Genomic DNA, 16,616 nt, shown 5'->3' with positions numbered 1-16,616 from the left:
CATGAACCAAGAGGTCATGAACCTTTTCAACCCGACAGTGCCAGCTCAGCACTTCGATTCCATCCGGATCTCGATCGCGAGCCCGGAAAAGATCCTGTCGTGGTCCTACGGCGAGATCAAGAAGCCGGAAACCATCAACTACCGCACGTTCAAGCCCGAGCGTGACGGTCTGTTCTGCGCGCGTATCTTCGGACCGATCAAGGACTACGAGTGCCTGTGCGGCAAGTACAAGCGCATGAAGTACAAGGGCATCATCTGCGAAAAGTGCGGCGTCGAAGTCACGCTGTCGCGCGTTCGCCGTGAGCGCATGGGCCATATCGAGCTCGCAGCGCCCGTTGCCCACATCTGGTTCCTGAAGTCGCTGCCGTCGCGCATCTCGACCCTGCTCGACATGACGCTGAAGGATGTTGAGCGCGTTCTCTACTTCGAGAACTACATCGTGACCGAGCCGGGTCTGACCTCGCTCAAGGAAAACCAGCTGCTCTCTGAAGAAGAGTACATGATGGCCGTCGACGAGTTCGGCGAAGACCAGTTCACTGCCATGATCGGCGCTGAAGCCATCTTCGAAATGCTGGCCTCGATGAACCTCGAGAAGATCGCTGGCGATCTGCGCTCCGACCTGGCCGAAACCACGTCGGAACTGAAGCAGAAGAAGCTGATGAAGCGCCTGAAGATCGTCGAGAACTTCATGGAGAGCGGCAACCGTCCGGAATGGATGATCATGAAGGTCGTGCCGGTGATCCCGCCGGACCTGCGTCCGCTGGTTCCGCTGGACGGCGGCCGTTTCGCGACGTCCGACCTGAACGATCTGTATCGTCGCGTCATCAACCGTAACAACCGTCTGAAGCGCCTGATCGAACTGCGCGCTCCGGGCATCATCATCCGCAACGAAAAGCGCATGCTGCAGGAATCTGTGGACGCGCTCTTCGACAACGGCCGTCGTGGCCGCGTCATCACCGGTGCCAACAAGCGTCCGCTGAAGTCGCTCTCCGACATGCTCAAGGGCAAGCAGGGCCGCTTCCGCCAGAACCTTCTCGGCAAGCGCGTCGACTATTCCGGCCGTTCGGTCATCGTAACAGGTCCGGAACTGAAGCTGCACCAGTGCGGCCTGCCGAAGAAGATGGCGCTCGAACTGTTCAAGCCGTTCATCTACGCCCGCCTCGACGCCAAGGGTTACTCCTCGACCGTCAAGCAGGCCAAGAAGCTGGTTGAAAAGGAAAAGCCGGAAGTCTGGGATATCCTCGACGAGGTCATCCGCGAGCATCCGGTTCTCCTGAACCGCGCACCGACGCTGCACCGCCTGGGCATCCAGGCCTTCGAACCGATCCTGGTCGAAGGCAAGGCCATCCAGCTGCACCCGCTCGTCTGCACGGCCTTCAACGCCGACTTCGACGGCGACCAGATGGCTGTTCACGTGCCGCTGTCGCTGGAAGCCCAGCTCGAAGCCCGCGTTCTGATGATGTCGACGAACAACATCCTGCACCCGGCCAACGGTGCACCGATCATCGTTCCGTCGCAGGACATGGTTCTCGGCCTCTACTATCTGTCGATCCAGAACCAGAACGAGCCGGGCGAAGGCATGGCCTTCTCCGACATGGGCGAACTGCACCATGCGCTGGAGAACAAGGTCGTCACGCTGCACGCCAAGATCCGTGGCCGCTTCAAGACCGTCGATGCCGAAGGCAAGCCGGTTTCGAAGATCTATGAGACGACGCCTGGCCGCATGATCATCGGCGAGCTTCTGCCGAAGAACGTCAACGTGCCCTTCGAGACCTGCAACCAGGAAATGACCAAGAAGAACATCTCCAAGATGATCGACACGGTCTACCGCCATTGCGGCCAGAAGGACACGGTCATCTTCTGCGACCGCATCATGCAGCTCGGCTTCACCCACGCCTGCAAGGCTGGCATTTCGTTCGGCAAGGACGACATGATCATCCCGGAAACCAAGGCGAAGATCGTCGGCGACACCGAAACGCTGGTCAAGGAATATGAGCAGCAGTACAATGACGGCCTGATCACTCAGGGCGAAAAGTACAACAAGGTCGTCGACGCCTGGGGCAAGGCAACCGAAAAGGTCGCTGAGGACATGATGGCCCGCATTAAGGCCGTCGAGTTCGATCCGGAAACGGGTCGCCAGAAGCAGATGAACGCCATCTACATGATGTCCCACTCGGGCGCCCGTGGTTCACCGAACCAGATGCGCCAGCTGGGCGGCATGCGTGGCCTCATGGCCAAGCCGTCGGGTGAAATCATCGAGACGCCGATCATCTCGAACTTCAAGGAAGGCCTGACCGTTAACGAGTACTTCAACTCGACCCACGGTGCCCGTAAGGGTCTCGCAGACACCGCTCTGAAGACCGCGAACTCCGGCTACCTGACCCGTCGTCTCGTCGACGTGGCCCAGGATTGCATCGTCAACCTCGTGGATTGCGGCACCGACAAGGGCCTCACCATGACGGCGATCGTCGATGCCGGTCAGGTCGTGGCCTCCATCGGCGCCCGCGTCCTCGGCCGTACGGCACTTGATGATATCGATCATCCGATCACGGGTGAGCGCATCGTCGATGCCGGTCAGATGATCCTCGAGCCGGCTGTCGTGGAAATCGAGAAGGCTGGCATCCAGTCGATCCGCATCCGCTCTGCACTGACCTGCGAAGTTCAGACGGGCGTCTGCTCGATCTGCTACGGCCGAGATCTGGCCCGTGGTACGCCTGTCAACATGGGCGAAGCCGTCGGCGTCATCGCGGCACAGTCGATCGGTGAGCCGGGTACCCAGCTGACCATGCGTACCTTCCACTTGGGCGGTACCGCGACCGTGGTCGACCAGTCGTTCCTGGAAGCTTCGTATGAAGGCACGGTGCAGATCAAGAACCGCAACATGCTGCGCAATTCCGATGGCACGTTGATCGCCATGGGCCGCAGCATGGCCGTGATGATCCTCGACGAACGTGGCATCGAGCGCTCCTCGCAGCGTATCGCCTACGGTTCGAAGGTCTTCGTGGATGACGGTGACAAGGTGAAGCGCGGCCAGCGTCTGGCCGAGTGGGATCCGTACACACGCCCGATGATGACGGAAGTCGAAGGTATCGTGCATTTCGAGGACGTCGTCGACGGTCTCTCCGTGCTCGAAGCCACCGACGAATCCACCGGCATCACCAAGCGTCAGGTCATCGACTGGCGTTCGACACCGCGTGGTGCCGACCTGAAGCCTGCGATCGTCATCAAGGACGCGAGCGGCAATGTCCTCAAGGTCGCTCGTGGTGGCGAAGCTCGCTTCCACCTGTCCGTCGAGGCCATCCTGTCAGTCGAGCCTGGTCAGAAGGTCTCTCAGGGTGACGTGCTTGCACGTTCGCCGCTGGAAAGCGCCAAGACCAAGGACATCACCGGTGGTCTGCCGCGTGTTGCCGAACTGTTCGAAGCTCGTCGTCCGAAGGACCATGCCATCATCGCTGAGATCGATGGTACGATCCGCCTCGGCCGCGACTACAAGAACAAGCGTCGCGTCATCATCGAACCGGCTGAAGATGGTGTCGAGCCTGTCGAATACCTGATCCCGAAGGGCAAGCCCTTCCACCTTCAGGAAGGCGACTACATCGAAAAGGGTGATTACATCCTCGACGGTAACCCGGCTCCGCACGACATCCTGGCGATCAAGGGCGTCGAGGCACTCGCCTCGTACCTCGTCAACGAAATCCAGGAAGTCTACCGTCTGCAGGGCGTTGTGATCAACGACAAGCACATCGAGGTGATCGTTCGCCAGATGCTGCAGAAGGTCGAGATCACGGACTCGGGCGACAGCCACTACATCGTCGGTGACAATGTCGACCGCATCGAGCTCGACGACAACAACGACCGCCTGGTCGAAGAGGGCAAGAAGCCGGCATACGGCGATCCGGTCCTGCTCGGCATCACCAAGGCCTCGCTGCAGACGCCGTCGTTCATCTCGGCCGCATCCTTCCAGGAAACCACCAAGGTTCTCACGGAAGCTGCGATCGCCGGCAAGACTGACACGCTGCAGGGCCTGAAGGAAAACGTCATCGTCGGCCGCCTGATCCCGGCCGGTACCGGTGGTACCATGACGCAGATCCGCCGCATCGCCACATCTCGCGACGACCTCATTCTCGAGGAACGCAAGAAGGGCACGGGCGCAGACGTTGCGACCCCGATGCTGCAGAACCTCGCCGGCGAAAGCGCTCCGGCCGCCGAGTAATCGGCGCCAGGGTTCAACACGATCAAAGGGCCGCCCGGAGCAATCAGGGCGGCCTTTCTCATTCTTTGGGACCGCATATTGGGGAGCGGGTCGCCGGGCGCTGGGACGTGGAGTCGAGACACGAGCGGGGACCCTGGAGCGCACAACGAAAAAGGCCGGTCAGAGACCGGCCTTTGCATTGAAAGCTCTGTACGCTCAATCTCAGGCGAAGCGGATGATCGCCACTTCGCCTTCGAGCGCGCCCTGATAGGCCGAGGCATGCGGTTCTTCGTCCGGTGCGCCAGTGATCATGCCGATCTGGTCGAGGTCTGCTTCCAGGAAGCCTTCTTCCGAAAGGGCGTTCAGCGTCAGCCTGACAGCGGTATCGTCGTCCGGGGCCGTCAGCATGACATGCAGGTCGATCGGTTGCCCGCCCTCGGTGTCGTATGCCTTGGCGATAACGATGAACACCATCGGCTCGTCGCGGTTGTTGTCGTTGTCGGGACTGGTGATCATGGCGCCTGGTCTTCCTGTTGTGGCGGATCGATTCTTTGGCCTTGGCCGATTCGACCAGCCGGGCAGGGCAGTTGACCCTTCTTCTCTACCTATCTAGAAGTTTCCCGCCGCAAGCCAAGCCAAATCGTCTCCGGGTCCCCATTTTCCCGTGTCGAAACGCCGAGACACCCGGCCTGGCAGGGTCCAGAGGGCATTAATTGTCAGATGTGACTTGACGTTAAGGGGGGAAAACAGTAGTACCCCGGCCATCGGAGCCCATGTGAGACCGGGTTGTTCGGGACGACGCGTCCTGAAGTTCGTCTCAAACAGGTCTCCAAACGCACGTTGACGACAAAAATGCTGCTCGCACGACGCACTCTCGTAGTGCGTCCTCTGTCTTTTGTGGTCCATCCGCGAAAACGGGTCGGGCCACATTTTGCGCATGAAGAAAACTGTGCGGCCGCCGCCGGAAACGGCAAACCACCAGGGCCTGAAAGGGCTTTAGACTAGATTTTGCAAGGGATGGGTATATGCCTACCGTAAACCAGCTGATCCGCAAGCCGCGTCAGGCACAGGTAAAGCGCAATAAGGTTCCTGCTCTGCAGGAAAACCCGCAGAAGCGCGGCGTTTGCACCCGCGTTTACACGACGACCCCGAAGAAGCCGAACTCGGCTCTCCGTAAGGTCGCCAAGATCCGCCTGACCAATGGCTTCGAAGTCATCGGCTACATTCCGGGTGAAGGTCACAACCTGCAGGAACACTCTGTCGTCATGATCCGTGGCGGCCGCGTAAAGGACTTGCCAGGCGTTCGTTACCACATCATCCGCGGCGTTCTCGACACCCAGGGCGTCAAGAACCGCAAGCAGCGTCGTTCGAAGTACGGTGCGAAGCGTCCGAAGTAAGCTTCGGCACTTCATCAATCAGATACCGGCGCTGCGCGAGGTTCTCCGCGTTCTAAAGCGTCCCAACCGTTGAGAGACAAATAGTATGTCCCGTCGCCATAGTGCAGAAAAGCGTGAGATCAATCCGGACCCGAAGTTCGGCGATCTCGTCGTCACCAAGTTCATGAACGCCATCATGCTTCACGGCAAGAAGTCGGTCGCTGAAAGCATCGTCTACGGTGCCTTCGACGTCGTTCAGAACAAGGCCAAGGCTGAGCCGATCGCGATCTTCCATCAGGCGCTCGACAATGTCGCGCCGCATGTTGAAGTCCGTTCGCGCCGCGTTGGTGGTGCAACCTACCAGGTCCCGGTCGATGTTCGTCCGGAGCGCCGCCAGGCTCTCGCCATCCGTTGGCTTATCACTGCTGCCCGCAAGCGCAACGAGACCACCATGGTCGATCGTCTGTCGGGCGAACTCATGGACGCCGCCAACAACCGCGGTAGCGCCGTGAAGAAGCGCGAAGACACCCACAAGATGGCCGATGCAAACCGCGCCTTCTCGCATTACCGCTGGTAATCCACCGATTAAATATTGAAAGGCAGTCCGTTATGGCTCGCGAATATAAAATCGAAGACTACCGCAACTTCGGTATCATGGCGCACATCGACGCCGGCAAGACAACGACCACCGAACGCATCCTCTACTACACCGGTAAGTCTCACAAGATCGGCGAAGTTCATGACGGCGCAGCCACCATGGACTGGATGGAGCAGGAGCAGGAGCGTGGCATCACGATCACCTCTGCTGCCACCACGACCTTCTGGAAGGGTCGCGACGGCAAGATGCGCCGCTTCAACATCATCGACACCCCCGGCCACGTCGACTTCACCATCGAAGTCGAACGTTCGCTGCGCGTTCTCGACGGTGCGATCGCTCTTCTCGACGCCAATGCTGGTGTTGAGCCGCAGACCGAAACCGTCTGGCGTCAGGCTGAAAAGTACAACGTCCCGCGGATGATCTTCTGCAACAAGATGGACAAGACTGGTGCTGACTTCTACCGCTCGGTAGAAATGATCAAGACCCGTCTTGGCGCCACCGCTGTTGTCATGCAGCTCCCGATCGGTGCAGAAACCGAGTTCAAGGGCGTTGTCGACCTGATCGAGATGAACGCGCTCGTCTGGCGCGATGAGTCCCTCGGCGCTGCCTGGGATGTCGTCGAGATCCCGGAAGACCTGAAGGAAAAGGCCGAAGAATATCGCGAGAAGATGATCGAGACGGTTGTCGAGATCGACGAACAGGCGATGGAAGACTACCTGAACGGCATCATGCCGGACAACGACAAGATCCGTGCCCTGGTTCGCCGCGGCACCATCGACGTCAAGTTCCACCCGATGTTCTGCGGTACGGCTTTCAAGAACAAGGGCGTACAGCCGCTGCTCGACGCCGTTGTCGAATACCTGCCGTCGCCGCTCGACATTCCTGCGATCAAGGGCATCGACTTCAAGACCGAAGCCGAAATCGAGCGTCATGCTGACGACAGCGAACCGCTCGCAATGCTCGCGTTCAAGATCATGAACGACCCCTTCGTCGGTTCGCTCACCTTCGCCCGTATCTATTCCGGCAAGCTCGAAAAGGGTGTGTCGGTCCTGAACACGGTCAAGGACAAGCGCGAGCGCGTCGGCCGCATGCTACAGATGCACTCGAACAGCCGTGAAGACATCGAAGAAGCCTTCTCGGGCGACATCGTGGCTCTCGCCGGCCTCAAGGAAACCACGACGGGTGACACGCTCTGCGATCCCCTGAAGCCGGTTATCCTCGAGCGCATGGAATTCCCGGAGCCGGTCATCCAGATCGCGATCGAGCCGAAGTCCAAGGGCGACCAGGAAAAGATGGGCCTCGCGCTCAATCGCCTCGCTGCCGAAGACCCGTCTTTCCGCGTCAAGACCGACCAGGAATCCGGCCAGACCATCATCGCTGGCATGGGTGAACTTCACCTCGACATTCTCGTTGACCGCATGCGTCGCGAGTTCAAGGTCGAAGCCACCGTCGGTGCTCCGCAGGTTGCCTACCGCGAAACCATCACGAAGACGCACGAAGAAGACTACACGCACAAGAAGCAGTCCGGTGGTACCGGCCAGTTCGCGCGCGTCAAGCTCGTCTTCGAACCGAACCCGGATGGCGAAGACTTCAAGTTCGAATCCAAGATCGTCGGCGGTGCTGTTCCGAAGGAATACATCCCGGGTGTTCAGAAGGGTATCGAAAGCGTTCTGTCTTCGGGTCCGCTCGCAGGCTTCCCGATGCTCGGCGTCAAGGCCACCCTCATCGATGGTGCCTTCCACGACGTCGACTCCTCGGTTCTCGCCTTCGAAATCGCCTCGCGTGCCTGCTTCCGCGAAGCAGCCAAGAAGGCTGGCGCACAGCTGCTCGAGCCGATGATGAAGGTCGAAGTCGTGACGCCGGAAGATTACGTCGGTGACGTTATCGGCGACCTGAACTCGCGTCGTGGTCAGATCCAGGGCCAGGAACAGCGCGGCATTGCGATCGTGATCAACGCTCACGTCCCGCTCGCCAACATGTTCAAGTATGTCGATAACCTGCGCTCCATGTCGCAGGGCCGTGCACAGTACTCGATGACCTTCGATCACTACGCACCGGTTCCGTCGAACGTGGCTGCTGAAATCCAGGCAAAGTATTCCGGTCAGAAGTGACCGGGATACCCCGCCCGTCCAATTGAATTTGTGAATTTCCCCTGACGGGGACCAGAAAATGGAGAGCCGAAAATGGCAAAGAGTAAGTTTGAGCGCAACAAGCCGCACGTCAACATCGGCACGATCGGCCACGTCGACCACGGCAAGACGTCTCTGACGGCAGCGATCACCAAGTACTTCGGTGAATTCAAGGCCTACGATCAGATCGACGCCGCTCCGGAAGAAAAGGCCCGTGGCATCACCATCTCGACGGCCCACGTCGAGTATGAGACGGCCAACCGTCACTACGCCCACGTCGACTGCCCCGGCCACGCCGACTACGTCAAGAACATGATCACCGGTGCTGCGCAGATGGACGGCGCGATCCTGGTTTGCTCGGCTGCCGACGGCCCGATGCCGCAGACCCGCGAGCACATCCTGCTCGCCCGTCAGGTTGGCGTTCCCGCGATCGTCGTGTTCCTGAACAAGGTCGACCAGGTCGACGACGCAGAACTTCTGGAACTCGTCGAACTCGAAGTTCGCGAACTCCTGTCGTCCTACGACTTCCCCGGCGACGACATCCCGTTCGTCAAGGGTTCGGCTCTGGCCGCCCTCAACGACAGCGACAAGAAGATCGGCGAAGACGCCGTTCGCGAGCTGATGGCTGCCGTCGACGCCTACATCCCGACGCCTGAGCGCCCGATCGACCAGCCCTTCCTGATGCCGATCGAAGACGTGTTCTCGATCTCTGGCCGTGGTACGGTTGTGACCGGCCGCGTCGAGCGTGGTATCGTCAAGGTTGGCGAAGAAGTCGAATTCGTCGGCATCCGCGACACCAAGAAGACGACGGTTACCGGCGTTGAAATGTTCCGCAAGCTGCTCGATCAGGGCCAGGCCGGCGACAACATTGGCGCGCTCGTCCGTGGTATCCAGCGCGACGACGTCGAGCGTGGCCAGGTTCTCTGCAAGCCGGGTTCGGTCAAGCCGCACAAGAAGTTCATGGCAGAAGCCTACATCCTGACGAAGGAAGAAGGCGGCCGTCATACGCCGTTCTTCACCAACTATCGTCCGCAGTTCTACTTCCGCACGACGGACGTGACCGGCATCGTGTCGCTTCCGGAAGGCACGGAAATGGTTATGCCGGGCGACAACGTCACGGTTCAGGTTGAGCTGATCGTTCCGATCGCGATGGAAGAAAAGCTGCGCTTCGCGATCCGCGAAGGCGGCCGCACCGTCGGCGCCGGCATCGTCGCCTCGATCATCGAGTAAGCCACTGAATGAGCGGCCTCGGGCTCAGTGCCCGGGGCCGCTTTTCGTTTCCGTCTGCAGGTTGGTGCAAGTCAGTCATGCAGACAGCGCGCATGTCGCCAATTCGTCCGGTCGGGCGCATTGACGAAAGGCCGATTGCGGTGTATGTCGCCGGCCACGATCAGAATCGTACGGTGATTTGCTCCGTACGGTTTTTAGCGCTGCAGATTCTAAGGCCTGGTGACGGGTCGAGTTCGGCAGGGCTCCTTATGACTAGAAAGAGTGACAGGGGCACCCCGCGGTGTTGCTGTGATTTTTGAAAATTTGGGGCCGGCCAGTCATGGTAATTCACTGTCTCTGCGTATGCGGGACGCAAGAAAAGAAACAAGGACAAGTCGAATGAACGGCCAGAATATCCGCATCCGCCTCAAGGCGTTTGATCACCGGGTTCTCGATGCCTCCACGCGCGAGATCGTGCAGACGGCGAAGCGCACCGGTGCAAGCGTTCGCGGCCCGGTACCGCTCCCGACGCGCATTGAAAAATTTACCGTCAACCGTTCGCCTCACGTCGACAAGAAGAGCCGCGAACAGTTCGAAATGCGCACGCATAAGCGCCTGCTCGACATCGTAGACCCGACCCCGCAGACCGTGGACGCGCTGATGAAGCTCGACCTGGCTGCCGGCGTGGACGTCGAGATCAAGCTCTAAGAAGGAATTCCGGCGAGAGCCGTAATAACAAGGAAGGTACGTGGCAAGACCTGCCAACGACTTCTCGAAACGGGAAACCCGATGGTTCGGAAGGGCCTGAGTGGAATCCTTAAACAAAGAGGAAAGGTCAGGATCGCGAGATCCCGTCCGCGACTCTCAAGAGGAATGAACCAATGCGTTCAGGTGTGATTGCACAGAAAGTGGGAATGACCCGCGTCTATAACGACGCCGGCGAACATATCCCGGTAACAGTTCTGCGTCTGGATAACGTACAGGTCGTAGCTCAGCGTACGACCGACAAGAACGGCTACGTCGCGCTTCAGCTCGGTGCCGGTACGTCGAAGGTAAAGAACACGACGAAGGGCCTTCGTGGTCACTTCGCCGCTGCGAGCGTTGAGCCCAAGGCCAAGCTCGTCGAATTCCGCGTTTCCGAAGACAACCTCATCGATGTCGGCGCACAGCTGACCGCGAGCCATTTTGAAGCCGGCCAGCTGGTCGACGTCACGGGCACGACGATCGGTAAGGGTTTTGCTGGTGCTATGAAGCGCCACAACTTCGGCGGTCTCCGCGCTACCCACGGTGTTTCCGTTTCGCACCGCTCGCATGGTTCGACCGGTTCGAACCAGGATCCAGGCAAGGTCTGGAAGGGCAAGCGCATGGCTGGTCACATGGGCCAGACGCGCGTCACCACCCAGAATCTCGAAGTCGTTTCGACCGATGAAGATCGTGGTCTCATCCTTGTGAAGGGCGCCGTTCCCGGTTCCAAGGGTTCCTGGATCATCGTCCGCGACGCCGTCAAGTCGGCGAAGTAAGGGAGCCAAGGACATGGAATTTAACGTCAAGACCCTCGAGGGCAAAGACGCCGGCAAGCTTACCCTGTCGGACGAAATCTTCGGCCTGGATCCCCGCGAAGATCTGATCGCGCGCATGATCCGCTACCAGCTGGCCAAGAAGCGCCAGGGCACGCACAAGACCAAGGGCCGTTCGGAAGTTTCCCGCACCGGCTCCAAGATGTACAAGCAGAAGGGCACCGGTCGTGCTCGTCACCATTCGGCCCGCGCTCCGCAGTTCCGCGGCGGTGGTAAGGCTCATGGCCCGGTTGTTCGCAGCCACGCCCATGATCTGCCGAAGAAGGTTCGTGCGCTCGCTCTGCGCCACGCCCTGTCTGCCAAGTTCAAGTCGGAAGACGTGATCATCGTCGACAACCTGGTTGCGGCTGAAGCCAAGACCAAGCTGCTCGTCGGTACCTTCGCCTCGCTCGGCCTGACCAACGCTCTCGTCATCGGCGGTGCCGAAATCGACAGCAACTTCAAGCTCGCCGCTTCGAACATCCCGAATATCGATGTTCTGCCGGTTCAGGGCATCAACGTTTATGACATCCTGCGCCGCGGCAAGCTCGTCCTGTCGAAGGCTGCTGTGGAAGCTCTGGAGGAGCGGTTCAAATGACGGATCTTCGCCACTACGACGTGATCGTATCTCCGTCGATCACGGAAAAGTCGACCATGGTGTCTGAGTTCAACCAGGTCGTCTTCAACGTCGCCAAGGGTGCCAGCAAGCCGGAAATCAAGGCTGCTGTCGAAGCTCTCTTCGGCGTCAAGGTCACCGCCGTCAATACGCTCGTCCGCAAGGGCAAGACCAAGCGTTTCCGCGGCTTCGCCGGTAAGCAGAAGGACGTCAAGAAGGCCGTCGTGACGCTTGCCGAAGGTCAGTCCATCGACGTGTCGACGGGCGTCTGAGGTAGGGAACAAGAACAATGGCATTGAAAAGCTACAATCCGACGACCCCGAGCCAGCGTCAGCTGGTCATCGTCGACCGTTCGGGCCTCTGGAAGGGCAAGCCGGTCAAGGCGCTGACGGAAGGTCTCTCGAAGAGCGGTGGCCGTAACAACTACGGCCGCATCACCGCTCGCTTCATCGGTGGTGGTCACAAGCGCACCTATCGTCTGGTTGACTTCAAGCGTCGCAAGTTCGACGTCGAAGGCACCGTCGAGCGCCTGGAATATGACCCGAACCGTTCGGCCTTTATCGCACTCATCAACTATGCTGATGGCGAGCAGGCCTACATCCTGGCACCGCAGCGCATCGCTGCCGGCGACAAGGTCATCGCGTCTGAAAAGGCCGTTGACGTAAAGCCCGGCAACACCATGCCGCTGCAGTACATCCCGGTCGGTTCGATCGTTCACAACGTCGAAATGAAGCCCGGCAAGGGCGGTCAGATCGCACGTTCGGCTGGTACCTATGTCCAGCTCGTCGGCCGCGATGCCGGTATGGCGATCCTGCGCCTGAACTCTGGCGAACAGCGTCTCGTCCCGGGCTCGTGCCTGGCCACGATCGGCGCGGTCTCCAACCCGGACCACGGCAACACCAACGACGGCAAGGCCGGTCGTACCCGTTGGCGCGGCAAGACCCCGCATAACCGCGGTGTCGTCATGAACCCGGTCGACCACCCGCACGGTGGTGGTGAAGGCCGTACGTCCGGTGGTCGCCACCCGGTTTCCCCGTGGGGCAAGCCGACCAAGGGCAAGCGGACTCGCTCGAACAAGTCGACCGACAAGTTCATCATGCGTTCGCGCCACCTGAAGAAGAAGTAAGAGAGGTAGTCAGAAATGGCTCGTTCAGTATGGAAAGGCCCGTTCGTCGACGGCTATCTTCTCAAGAAGGCTGAGAAGGTTCGCGAGACCGGCCGCAATGAAGTGATCAAGATGTGGAGCCGTCGCTCCACCATCCTGCCGCAGTTCGTAGGTCTCACCTTCGGCGTCTACAACGGCAGCAAGCATGTGCCCGTCTCTGTCAACGAAGACATGGTCGGCCACAAGTTCGGTGAATTCGCTCCCACCCGGACCTATTACGGTCACGGTGCGGACAAGAAGGCGAAGAGGAAGTAACGATGGGCAAGGCTAAAACCGAACGCCGGCTCAAGGACAACGAAGCGCAGGCAGTCGCCCGCACGATCCGCGTCAGCCCCCAGAAGCTCAACCTGGTTGCCGCGCTCATCCGCGGCAAGAAGGTCGAGCGCGCTCTCGCTGAGCTGGAATTCTCCCGCAAGCGTATCGCCGGCACCGTTCGCAAGACTCTCGAGTCTGCGATCGCCAACGCCGAAAACAACCATGATCTCGACGTCGACCAGCTGGTCGTCGCCGAGGCCTATGTTGGCAAGTCGATCACCATGAAGCGTTTCCACGCTCGTGGCCGCGGCCGCGCATCGCGCATCGAAAAGCCGTTCTCGCACCTGACCATCGTGGTGCGTGAAGTCGAAGCCAAAGGGGAGGCCGCATAATGGGTCAGAAAATCAATCCGATCGGCTTCCGCCTCGGTATCAACCGCACCTGGGATAGCCGCTGGTTTGCAGACAATGCCGAATACGGCAAGCTTCTGCACGAAGACCTGAAGATCCGCGCCTACCTGATGAGCGAGCTGAAGCAGGCCGGCATCGCCAAGGTCGTCATCGAGCGTCCGCACAAGAAGTGCCGCGTCACGATCCACTCGGCTCGTCCGGGTCTGATCATCGGCAAGAAGGGTGCAGACATCGAGAAGCTTCGCAAGAAGATCTCGACGATGACGAACTCGGAAACGCACCTCAACATCGTTGAAGTGCGCAAGCCGGAAGTCGACGCAACGCTGGTTGCTCAGTCGATCACCCAGCAGCTCGAGCGTCGTATCGCATTCCGTCGCGCCATGAAGCGCGCCGTTCAGTCGGCCATGCGTCTGGGTGCCGAAGGCATCAAGATCACTTGCGCCGGCCGTCTCGGTGGTGCCGAAATCGCGCGTACCGAATGGTACCGTGAAGGTCGCGTTCCGCTCCACACCCTGCGTGCCGACATCGACTACGGCACGTCCGAAGCGGCAACTGCCTACGGCATTTGTGGCGTCAAGGTTTGGATCTTCAAGGGCGAAATCCTTGAGCATGATCCGATGGCGTCTGAACGTCGTCAGCTCGAGGGCGATGCCCAGGGCCCGGCAAGCCGGGGTGACCGCGGTGATCGTGGCGACCGTCGCCGCGAGAACGCTTGATTGAACGCTGGCGAAAGATAAGCTCGGAGAAGTAAGAAAATGTTGCAGCCAAAGCGTACAAAGTACCGCAAGCAATTCAAGGGCCGCATCAAGGGCGTCGCCAAGGGCGGTTTTGATCTGGCATTCGGTGAATTCGGCCTGAAGGCTCTGGAACCGAACCGTGTGAACGCTCGCGAAATTGAAGCCGCCCGTCGTGCGATCACCCGCTATATGAAGCGTGCTGGTCGCGTGTGGATCCGCGTATTCCCTGACGTTCCGGTCACGGCCAAGCCGACCGAAGTTCGTATGGGTAAGGGTAAGGGTTCGGTCGAATACTGGGCATGCAAGGTCAAGCCCGGCCGTATCATGTTCGAGATCGACGGCGTTTCGGAAGAGATCGCGCGCGAGGCACTTCGCCTCGGTTCTGCCAAGCTCTCTGTCACGACGCGCTTCGTACAGCGCATTGCAGAGTGAGGATCAAGTCGATGAAAGCCACAGACGTACGCGCCATGAGCGCTGACCAGCTGAACGACGAGCTCGCGAAGCTGAAGAAGGAGCAGTTCAACCTGCGCTTCCAGAAGGCCACTGGCCAGCTCGAGAAGTCTTCCCGTATCCAGGAAGTCCGTCGTGACATCGCACGCGTGAAAACCATTGCCCGCCAGAAGGCGGCAGAAGCCAAGGCCTAAGGACCGAGAAATATGCCGAAACGCATTCTGCAGGGCGTAGTTGTCAGCGATAAGAACGACAAGACCATCGTCGTTCGCGTTGAGCGTCGATTTGCCCACCCGTTGCTTCAGAAGACCGTTCGCCGGTCCAAGAAGTACAAGGCTCATGACGAGAACAATCAGTTCAAGACCGGTGACGTCGTTTCCATCCAGGAATGCGCCCCGATCTCCAAGGACAAGTGCTGGACGGTGATTGCCGCCCAGGCTTAATTTACGGACTTGCTGCGCAAGGGCTTGCACCTTGCGCAGAAATCTGTATGAAGCAGGCCACTGGCAGAGAACGCTCGGAATCGGGCGTTCTTTTGCTTTGAGCGCACGGAAGGTCCCATATGGGAAACCACCCTGTATTTGTCTTCCCGCGCACAATTGAAATTTATCATAAGCCTGAATAGGGGGCCTCGGCCCAACCGTTCGGGTTACAACAAGAAGGCGACCTGACATGATTCAGATGCAGACTAACCTCGACGTCGCGGATAATTCCGGCGCACGTCGTGTCATGTGCATCAAGGTGCTGGGCGGTTCCAAGCGCAAGTACGCTTCCATCGGCGACATCATCGTCGTTTCGATCAAGGAAGCTATCCCGCGCGGCCGCGTGAAGAAGGGTGACGTGATGAAGGCGGTTGTCGTGCGCACCGCCAAGGACATCCGTCGCGCCGACGGCAGCGTTATTCGATTCGATAACAACGCAGCTGTTCTTATCGACAACAAGAAAGAGCCGATCGGCACCCGTATCTTCGGACCGGTTCCGCGCGAACTTCGCGCCAAGAACCACATGAAGATCATCTCGCTGGCTCCAGAAGTACTGTAAGGAGCGGGAAGCGATGAACAAGATCCGCAAAGGCGACAGCGTTGTCGTACTCGCCGGCAAGGACAAGGGCCGCACTGGCGAAGTTCTGCAGGTAATGCCGAAAGAAGATCGCGCACTCGTGCGTGGTATCAACATGGTGAAGCGCCACCAGCGTCAGTCTCAGACGCAGGAAGCCGGCATCATCAACAAGGAAGCCTCCATTCACCTGTCCAACATTGCCATCGTCGGCAAGGACGGCAAGCCGACCCGCGTTGGTTTTTCCGTCGTCGACGGCAAGAAGGTGCGTGTAGCCAAGCGTTCGGGGGATGTGATCGATGGCTGAATCCAAGTACGAGCCGCGGCTCAAGGCTGAATACGTTTCTCGCATTCGCGCAGCGATGCAGGAGCAGTTCTCCTACACCAACGGCATGATGATCCCCAAGCTGGACAAGATCGTCATCAACATGGGTGTTGGCGAAGCCACTGCCGATTCGAAGAAGCCCACCGTGGCTGCTGCGGACCTGGCAGCGATTGCTGGCCAGAAGCCGGTCATCACCAAGGCGCGCAACTCGATCGCGGGCTTCAAGGTTCGCGAATTCATGCCGATCGGTGCGAAGGTCACTCTTCGTGGCGCCCGCATGTATGAATTCATGGACCGCCTGATCAACATCGCGCTTCCGCGCGTTCGCGACTTCCGGGGCCTGAACCCGAAGAGCTTTGACGGCCGTGGCAACTTTGCCATGGGCATCAAGGAGCACATTGTGTTCCCTGAGATCAACTACGACAAGGTTGATCAGATGTGGGGCATGGACATCATCGTTTGCACGACGGCGCCGACGGACGACGAAGCGCGGGCTCTTTTGAAAGAGTTCAACTTCCCGTTCCGTACATAACCGTAACGAC

Annotated in this window: 20 protein-coding genes; 19 read left to right on the top strand and 1 reads right to left on the bottom strand. The window is 59.4% G+C overall.

Annotation, left to right across the window (positions count from 1 at the left end; all coding sequences use genetic code 11):
- Position 1: 1 nt before the first annotated feature.
- Entirely contained in the window at positions 2-4,213 is a 4,212-nt protein-coding gene (rpoC, locus tag E9677_RS13085) for a DNA-directed RNA polymerase subunit beta' (protein ID WP_136558521.1), read from the top strand.
- Between the two features lie 201 nt (positions 4,214-4,414).
- Here rpoC and E9677_RS13080 read toward each other — a convergent pair whose 3' ends face one another.
- Positions 4,415-4,708, bottom strand: coding sequence for a transcriptional regulator (locus E9677_RS13080; protein ID WP_136558520.1), 294 nt, complete (start codon positions 4,706-4,708; stop codon positions 4,415-4,417).
- A 509-nt stretch (positions 4,709-5,217) separates the two neighbouring features.
- Here E9677_RS13080 and rpsL point away from each other — a divergent pair.
- The 18 genes from rpsL (at position 5,218) to rplE (ending at position 16,606) form a co-directional block, all read left to right on the top strand.
- The gene (gene rpsL / locus E9677_RS13075; RefSeq protein ID WP_003507760.1) at positions 5,218-5,589 is read left to right on the top strand and encodes a 30S ribosomal protein S12; all 372 of its coding nucleotides are present in this window, start codon (positions 5,218-5,220) and stop codon (positions 5,587-5,589) included.
- Positions 5,590-5,674: 85 nt separating this feature from the next.
- Positions 5,675-6,145 (top strand): 30S ribosomal protein S7, encoded by a 471-nt coding sequence (gene rpsG, locus E9677_RS13070; protein ID WP_076395909.1) that lies wholly within the window; start codon positions 5,675-5,677, stop codon positions 6,143-6,145.
- Positions 6,146-6,177: 32 nt separating this feature from the next.
- Positions 6,178-8,277, top strand: a complete 2,100-nt coding sequence (fusA, locus tag E9677_RS13065; protein ID WP_136558519.1) for an elongation factor G — start codon at positions 6,178-6,180, stop codon at positions 8,275-8,277.
- Positions 8,278-8,349: 72 nt separating this feature from the next.
- Entirely contained in the window at positions 8,350-9,525 is a 1,176-nt protein-coding gene (gene tuf / locus E9677_RS13060; protein WP_136558518.1) for an elongation factor Tu, read from the top strand.
- 378 nt (positions 9,526-9,903) lie between these two features.
- Positions 9,904-10,212 carry a 30S ribosomal protein S10 gene (gene rpsJ / locus E9677_RS13055; protein ID WP_009109911.1) on the top strand — a complete coding sequence of 103 codons (309 nt, stop codon included), beginning with the start codon at positions 9,904-9,906 and terminating at the stop codon, positions 10,210-10,212.
- Positions 10,213-10,385: 173 nt separating this feature from the next.
- Positions 10,386-11,024 carry a 50S ribosomal protein L3 gene (gene rplC / locus E9677_RS13050; protein ID WP_136558517.1) on the top strand — a complete coding sequence of 213 codons (639 nt, stop codon included), beginning with the start codon at positions 10,386-10,388 and terminating at the stop codon, positions 11,022-11,024.
- 13 nt (positions 11,025-11,037) lie between these two features.
- Complete coding sequence (gene rplD, locus E9677_RS13045; RefSeq protein WP_136558516.1) at positions 11,038-11,658, top strand: 50S ribosomal protein L4; 621 nt, start codon at positions 11,038-11,040, stop codon at positions 11,656-11,658.
- Positions 11,655-11,948 carry a 50S ribosomal protein L23 gene (locus E9677_RS13040; protein WP_006728685.1) on the top strand — a complete coding sequence of 98 codons (294 nt, stop codon included), beginning with the start codon at positions 11,655-11,657 and terminating at the stop codon, positions 11,946-11,948. Before rplD ends, E9677_RS13040 begins: the two co-directional genes overlap by 4 nt.
- A gap of 17 nt (positions 11,949-11,965) precedes the next feature.
- A complete protein-coding gene (rplB, locus tag E9677_RS13035; RefSeq protein ID WP_076395918.1) occupies positions 11,966-12,802 on the top strand; it encodes a 50S ribosomal protein L2 in 837 nt (278 codons plus the stop codon).
- A gap of 15 nt (positions 12,803-12,817) precedes the next feature.
- Positions 12,818-13,096, top strand: coding sequence for a 30S ribosomal protein S19 (gene rpsS, locus E9677_RS13030; RefSeq protein ID WP_102019766.1), 279 nt, complete (start codon positions 12,818-12,820; stop codon positions 13,094-13,096).
- 2 nt (positions 13,097-13,098) lie between these two features.
- Positions 13,099-13,488 (top strand): 50S ribosomal protein L22, encoded by a 390-nt coding sequence (gene rplV / locus E9677_RS13025; protein ID WP_006728682.1) that lies wholly within the window; start codon positions 13,099-13,101, stop codon positions 13,486-13,488.
- Positions 13,488-14,222, top strand: coding sequence for a 30S ribosomal protein S3 (rpsC, locus tag E9677_RS13020; protein ID WP_136558515.1), 735 nt, complete (start codon positions 13,488-13,490; stop codon positions 14,220-14,222). Before rplV ends, rpsC begins: the two co-directional genes overlap by 1 nt.
- Positions 14,223-14,261: 39 nt before the next feature.
- Entirely contained in the window at positions 14,262-14,675 is a 414-nt protein-coding gene (gene rplP, locus E9677_RS13015; RefSeq protein WP_006728680.1) for a 50S ribosomal protein L16, read from the top strand.
- Between the two features lie 11 nt (positions 14,676-14,686).
- Positions 14,687-14,887 carry a 50S ribosomal protein L29 gene (rpmC, locus tag E9677_RS13010; RefSeq protein ID WP_136558514.1) on the top strand — a complete coding sequence of 67 codons (201 nt, stop codon included), beginning with the start codon at positions 14,687-14,689 and terminating at the stop codon, positions 14,885-14,887.
- A 12-nt stretch (positions 14,888-14,899) separates the two neighbouring features.
- A complete protein-coding gene (gene rpsQ / locus E9677_RS13005) occupies positions 14,900-15,136 on the top strand; it encodes a 30S ribosomal protein S17 (RefSeq protein ID WP_112247641.1) in 237 nt (78 codons plus the stop codon).
- A 229-nt stretch (positions 15,137-15,365) separates the two neighbouring features.
- Positions 15,366-15,734, top strand: coding sequence for a 50S ribosomal protein L14 (rplN, locus tag E9677_RS13000; protein WP_006728677.1), 369 nt, complete (start codon positions 15,366-15,368; stop codon positions 15,732-15,734).
- 13 nt (positions 15,735-15,747) lie between these two features.
- Positions 15,748-16,056, top strand: a complete 309-nt coding sequence (rplX, locus tag E9677_RS12995; protein ID WP_076395922.1) for a 50S ribosomal protein L24 — start codon at positions 15,748-15,750, stop codon at positions 16,054-16,056.
- Positions 16,049-16,606: a 50S ribosomal protein L5 gene (gene rplE / locus E9677_RS12990; protein ID WP_136558513.1), complete on the top strand. Its 558-nt coding sequence runs from the start codon at positions 16,049-16,051 to the stop codon at positions 16,604-16,606. The genes rplX and rplE overlap by 8 nt, the downstream gene beginning before the upstream one ends.
- Positions 16,607-16,616 lie beyond the last annotated feature (10 nt).

It is taken from the genome of Peteryoungia rhizophila (genome assembly GCF_004912145.1).
GTDB classification, from domain to species: Bacteria; Pseudomonadota; Alphaproteobacteria; order Rhizobiales; family Rhizobiaceae; genus Allorhizobium; species Allorhizobium rhizophilum.
This window is presented reverse-complemented; position numbering and strand designations above follow the sequence as displayed.

What these genes read in the sequence shown, in the direction of transcription:
- rpoC (WP_136558521.1), top strand. Translation starts at nt 2, where the DNA reads ATGAACCAAGAGGTCATGAACCTTTTCAACCCGACAGTGCCAGCTCAG.
- E9677_RS13080 (WP_136558520.1), bottom strand. Translation starts at nt 4,708, where the DNA reads ATGATCACCAGTCCCGACAACGACAACAACCGCGACGAGCCGATGGTG.
- rpsL (WP_003507760.1), top strand. Translation starts at nt 5,218, where the DNA reads ATGCCTACCGTAAACCAGCTGATCCGCAAGCCGCGTCAGGCACAGGTA.
- rpsG (WP_076395909.1), top strand. Translation starts at nt 5,675, where the DNA reads ATGTCCCGTCGCCATAGTGCAGAAAAGCGTGAGATCAATCCGGACCCG.
- fusA (WP_136558519.1), top strand. Translation starts at nt 6,178, where the DNA reads ATGGCTCGCGAATATAAAATCGAAGACTACCGCAACTTCGGTATCATG.
- tuf (WP_136558518.1), top strand. Translation starts at nt 8,350, where the DNA reads ATGGCAAAGAGTAAGTTTGAGCGCAACAAGCCGCACGTCAACATCGGC.
- rpsJ (WP_009109911.1), top strand. Translation starts at nt 9,904, where the DNA reads ATGAACGGCCAGAATATCCGCATCCGCCTCAAGGCGTTTGATCACCGG.
- rplC (WP_136558517.1), top strand. Translation starts at nt 10,386, where the DNA reads ATGCGTTCAGGTGTGATTGCACAGAAAGTGGGAATGACCCGCGTCTAT.
- rplD (WP_136558516.1), top strand. Translation starts at nt 11,038, where the DNA reads ATGGAATTTAACGTCAAGACCCTCGAGGGCAAAGACGCCGGCAAGCTT.
- E9677_RS13040 (WP_006728685.1), top strand. Translation starts at nt 11,655, where the DNA reads ATGACGGATCTTCGCCACTACGACGTGATCGTATCTCCGTCGATCACG.
- rplB (WP_076395918.1), top strand. Translation starts at nt 11,966, where the DNA reads ATGGCATTGAAAAGCTACAATCCGACGACCCCGAGCCAGCGTCAGCTG.
- rpsS (WP_102019766.1), top strand. Translation starts at nt 12,818, where the DNA reads ATGGCTCGTTCAGTATGGAAAGGCCCGTTCGTCGACGGCTATCTTCTC.
- rplV (WP_006728682.1), top strand. Translation starts at nt 13,099, where the DNA reads ATGGGCAAGGCTAAAACCGAACGCCGGCTCAAGGACAACGAAGCGCAG.
- rpsC (WP_136558515.1), top strand. Translation starts at nt 13,488, where the DNA reads ATGGGTCAGAAAATCAATCCGATCGGCTTCCGCCTCGGTATCAACCGC.
- rplP (WP_006728680.1), top strand. Translation starts at nt 14,262, where the DNA reads ATGTTGCAGCCAAAGCGTACAAAGTACCGCAAGCAATTCAAGGGCCGC.
- rpmC (WP_136558514.1), top strand. Translation starts at nt 14,687, where the DNA reads ATGAAAGCCACAGACGTACGCGCCATGAGCGCTGACCAGCTGAACGAC.
- rpsQ (WP_112247641.1), top strand. Translation starts at nt 14,900, where the DNA reads ATGCCGAAACGCATTCTGCAGGGCGTAGTTGTCAGCGATAAGAACGAC.
- rplN (WP_006728677.1), top strand. Translation starts at nt 15,366, where the DNA reads ATGATTCAGATGCAGACTAACCTCGACGTCGCGGATAATTCCGGCGCA.
- rplX (WP_076395922.1), top strand. Translation starts at nt 15,748, where the DNA reads ATGAACAAGATCCGCAAAGGCGACAGCGTTGTCGTACTCGCCGGCAAG.
- rplE (WP_136558513.1), top strand. Translation starts at nt 16,049, where the DNA reads ATGGCTGAATCCAAGTACGAGCCGCGGCTCAAGGCTGAATACGTTTCT.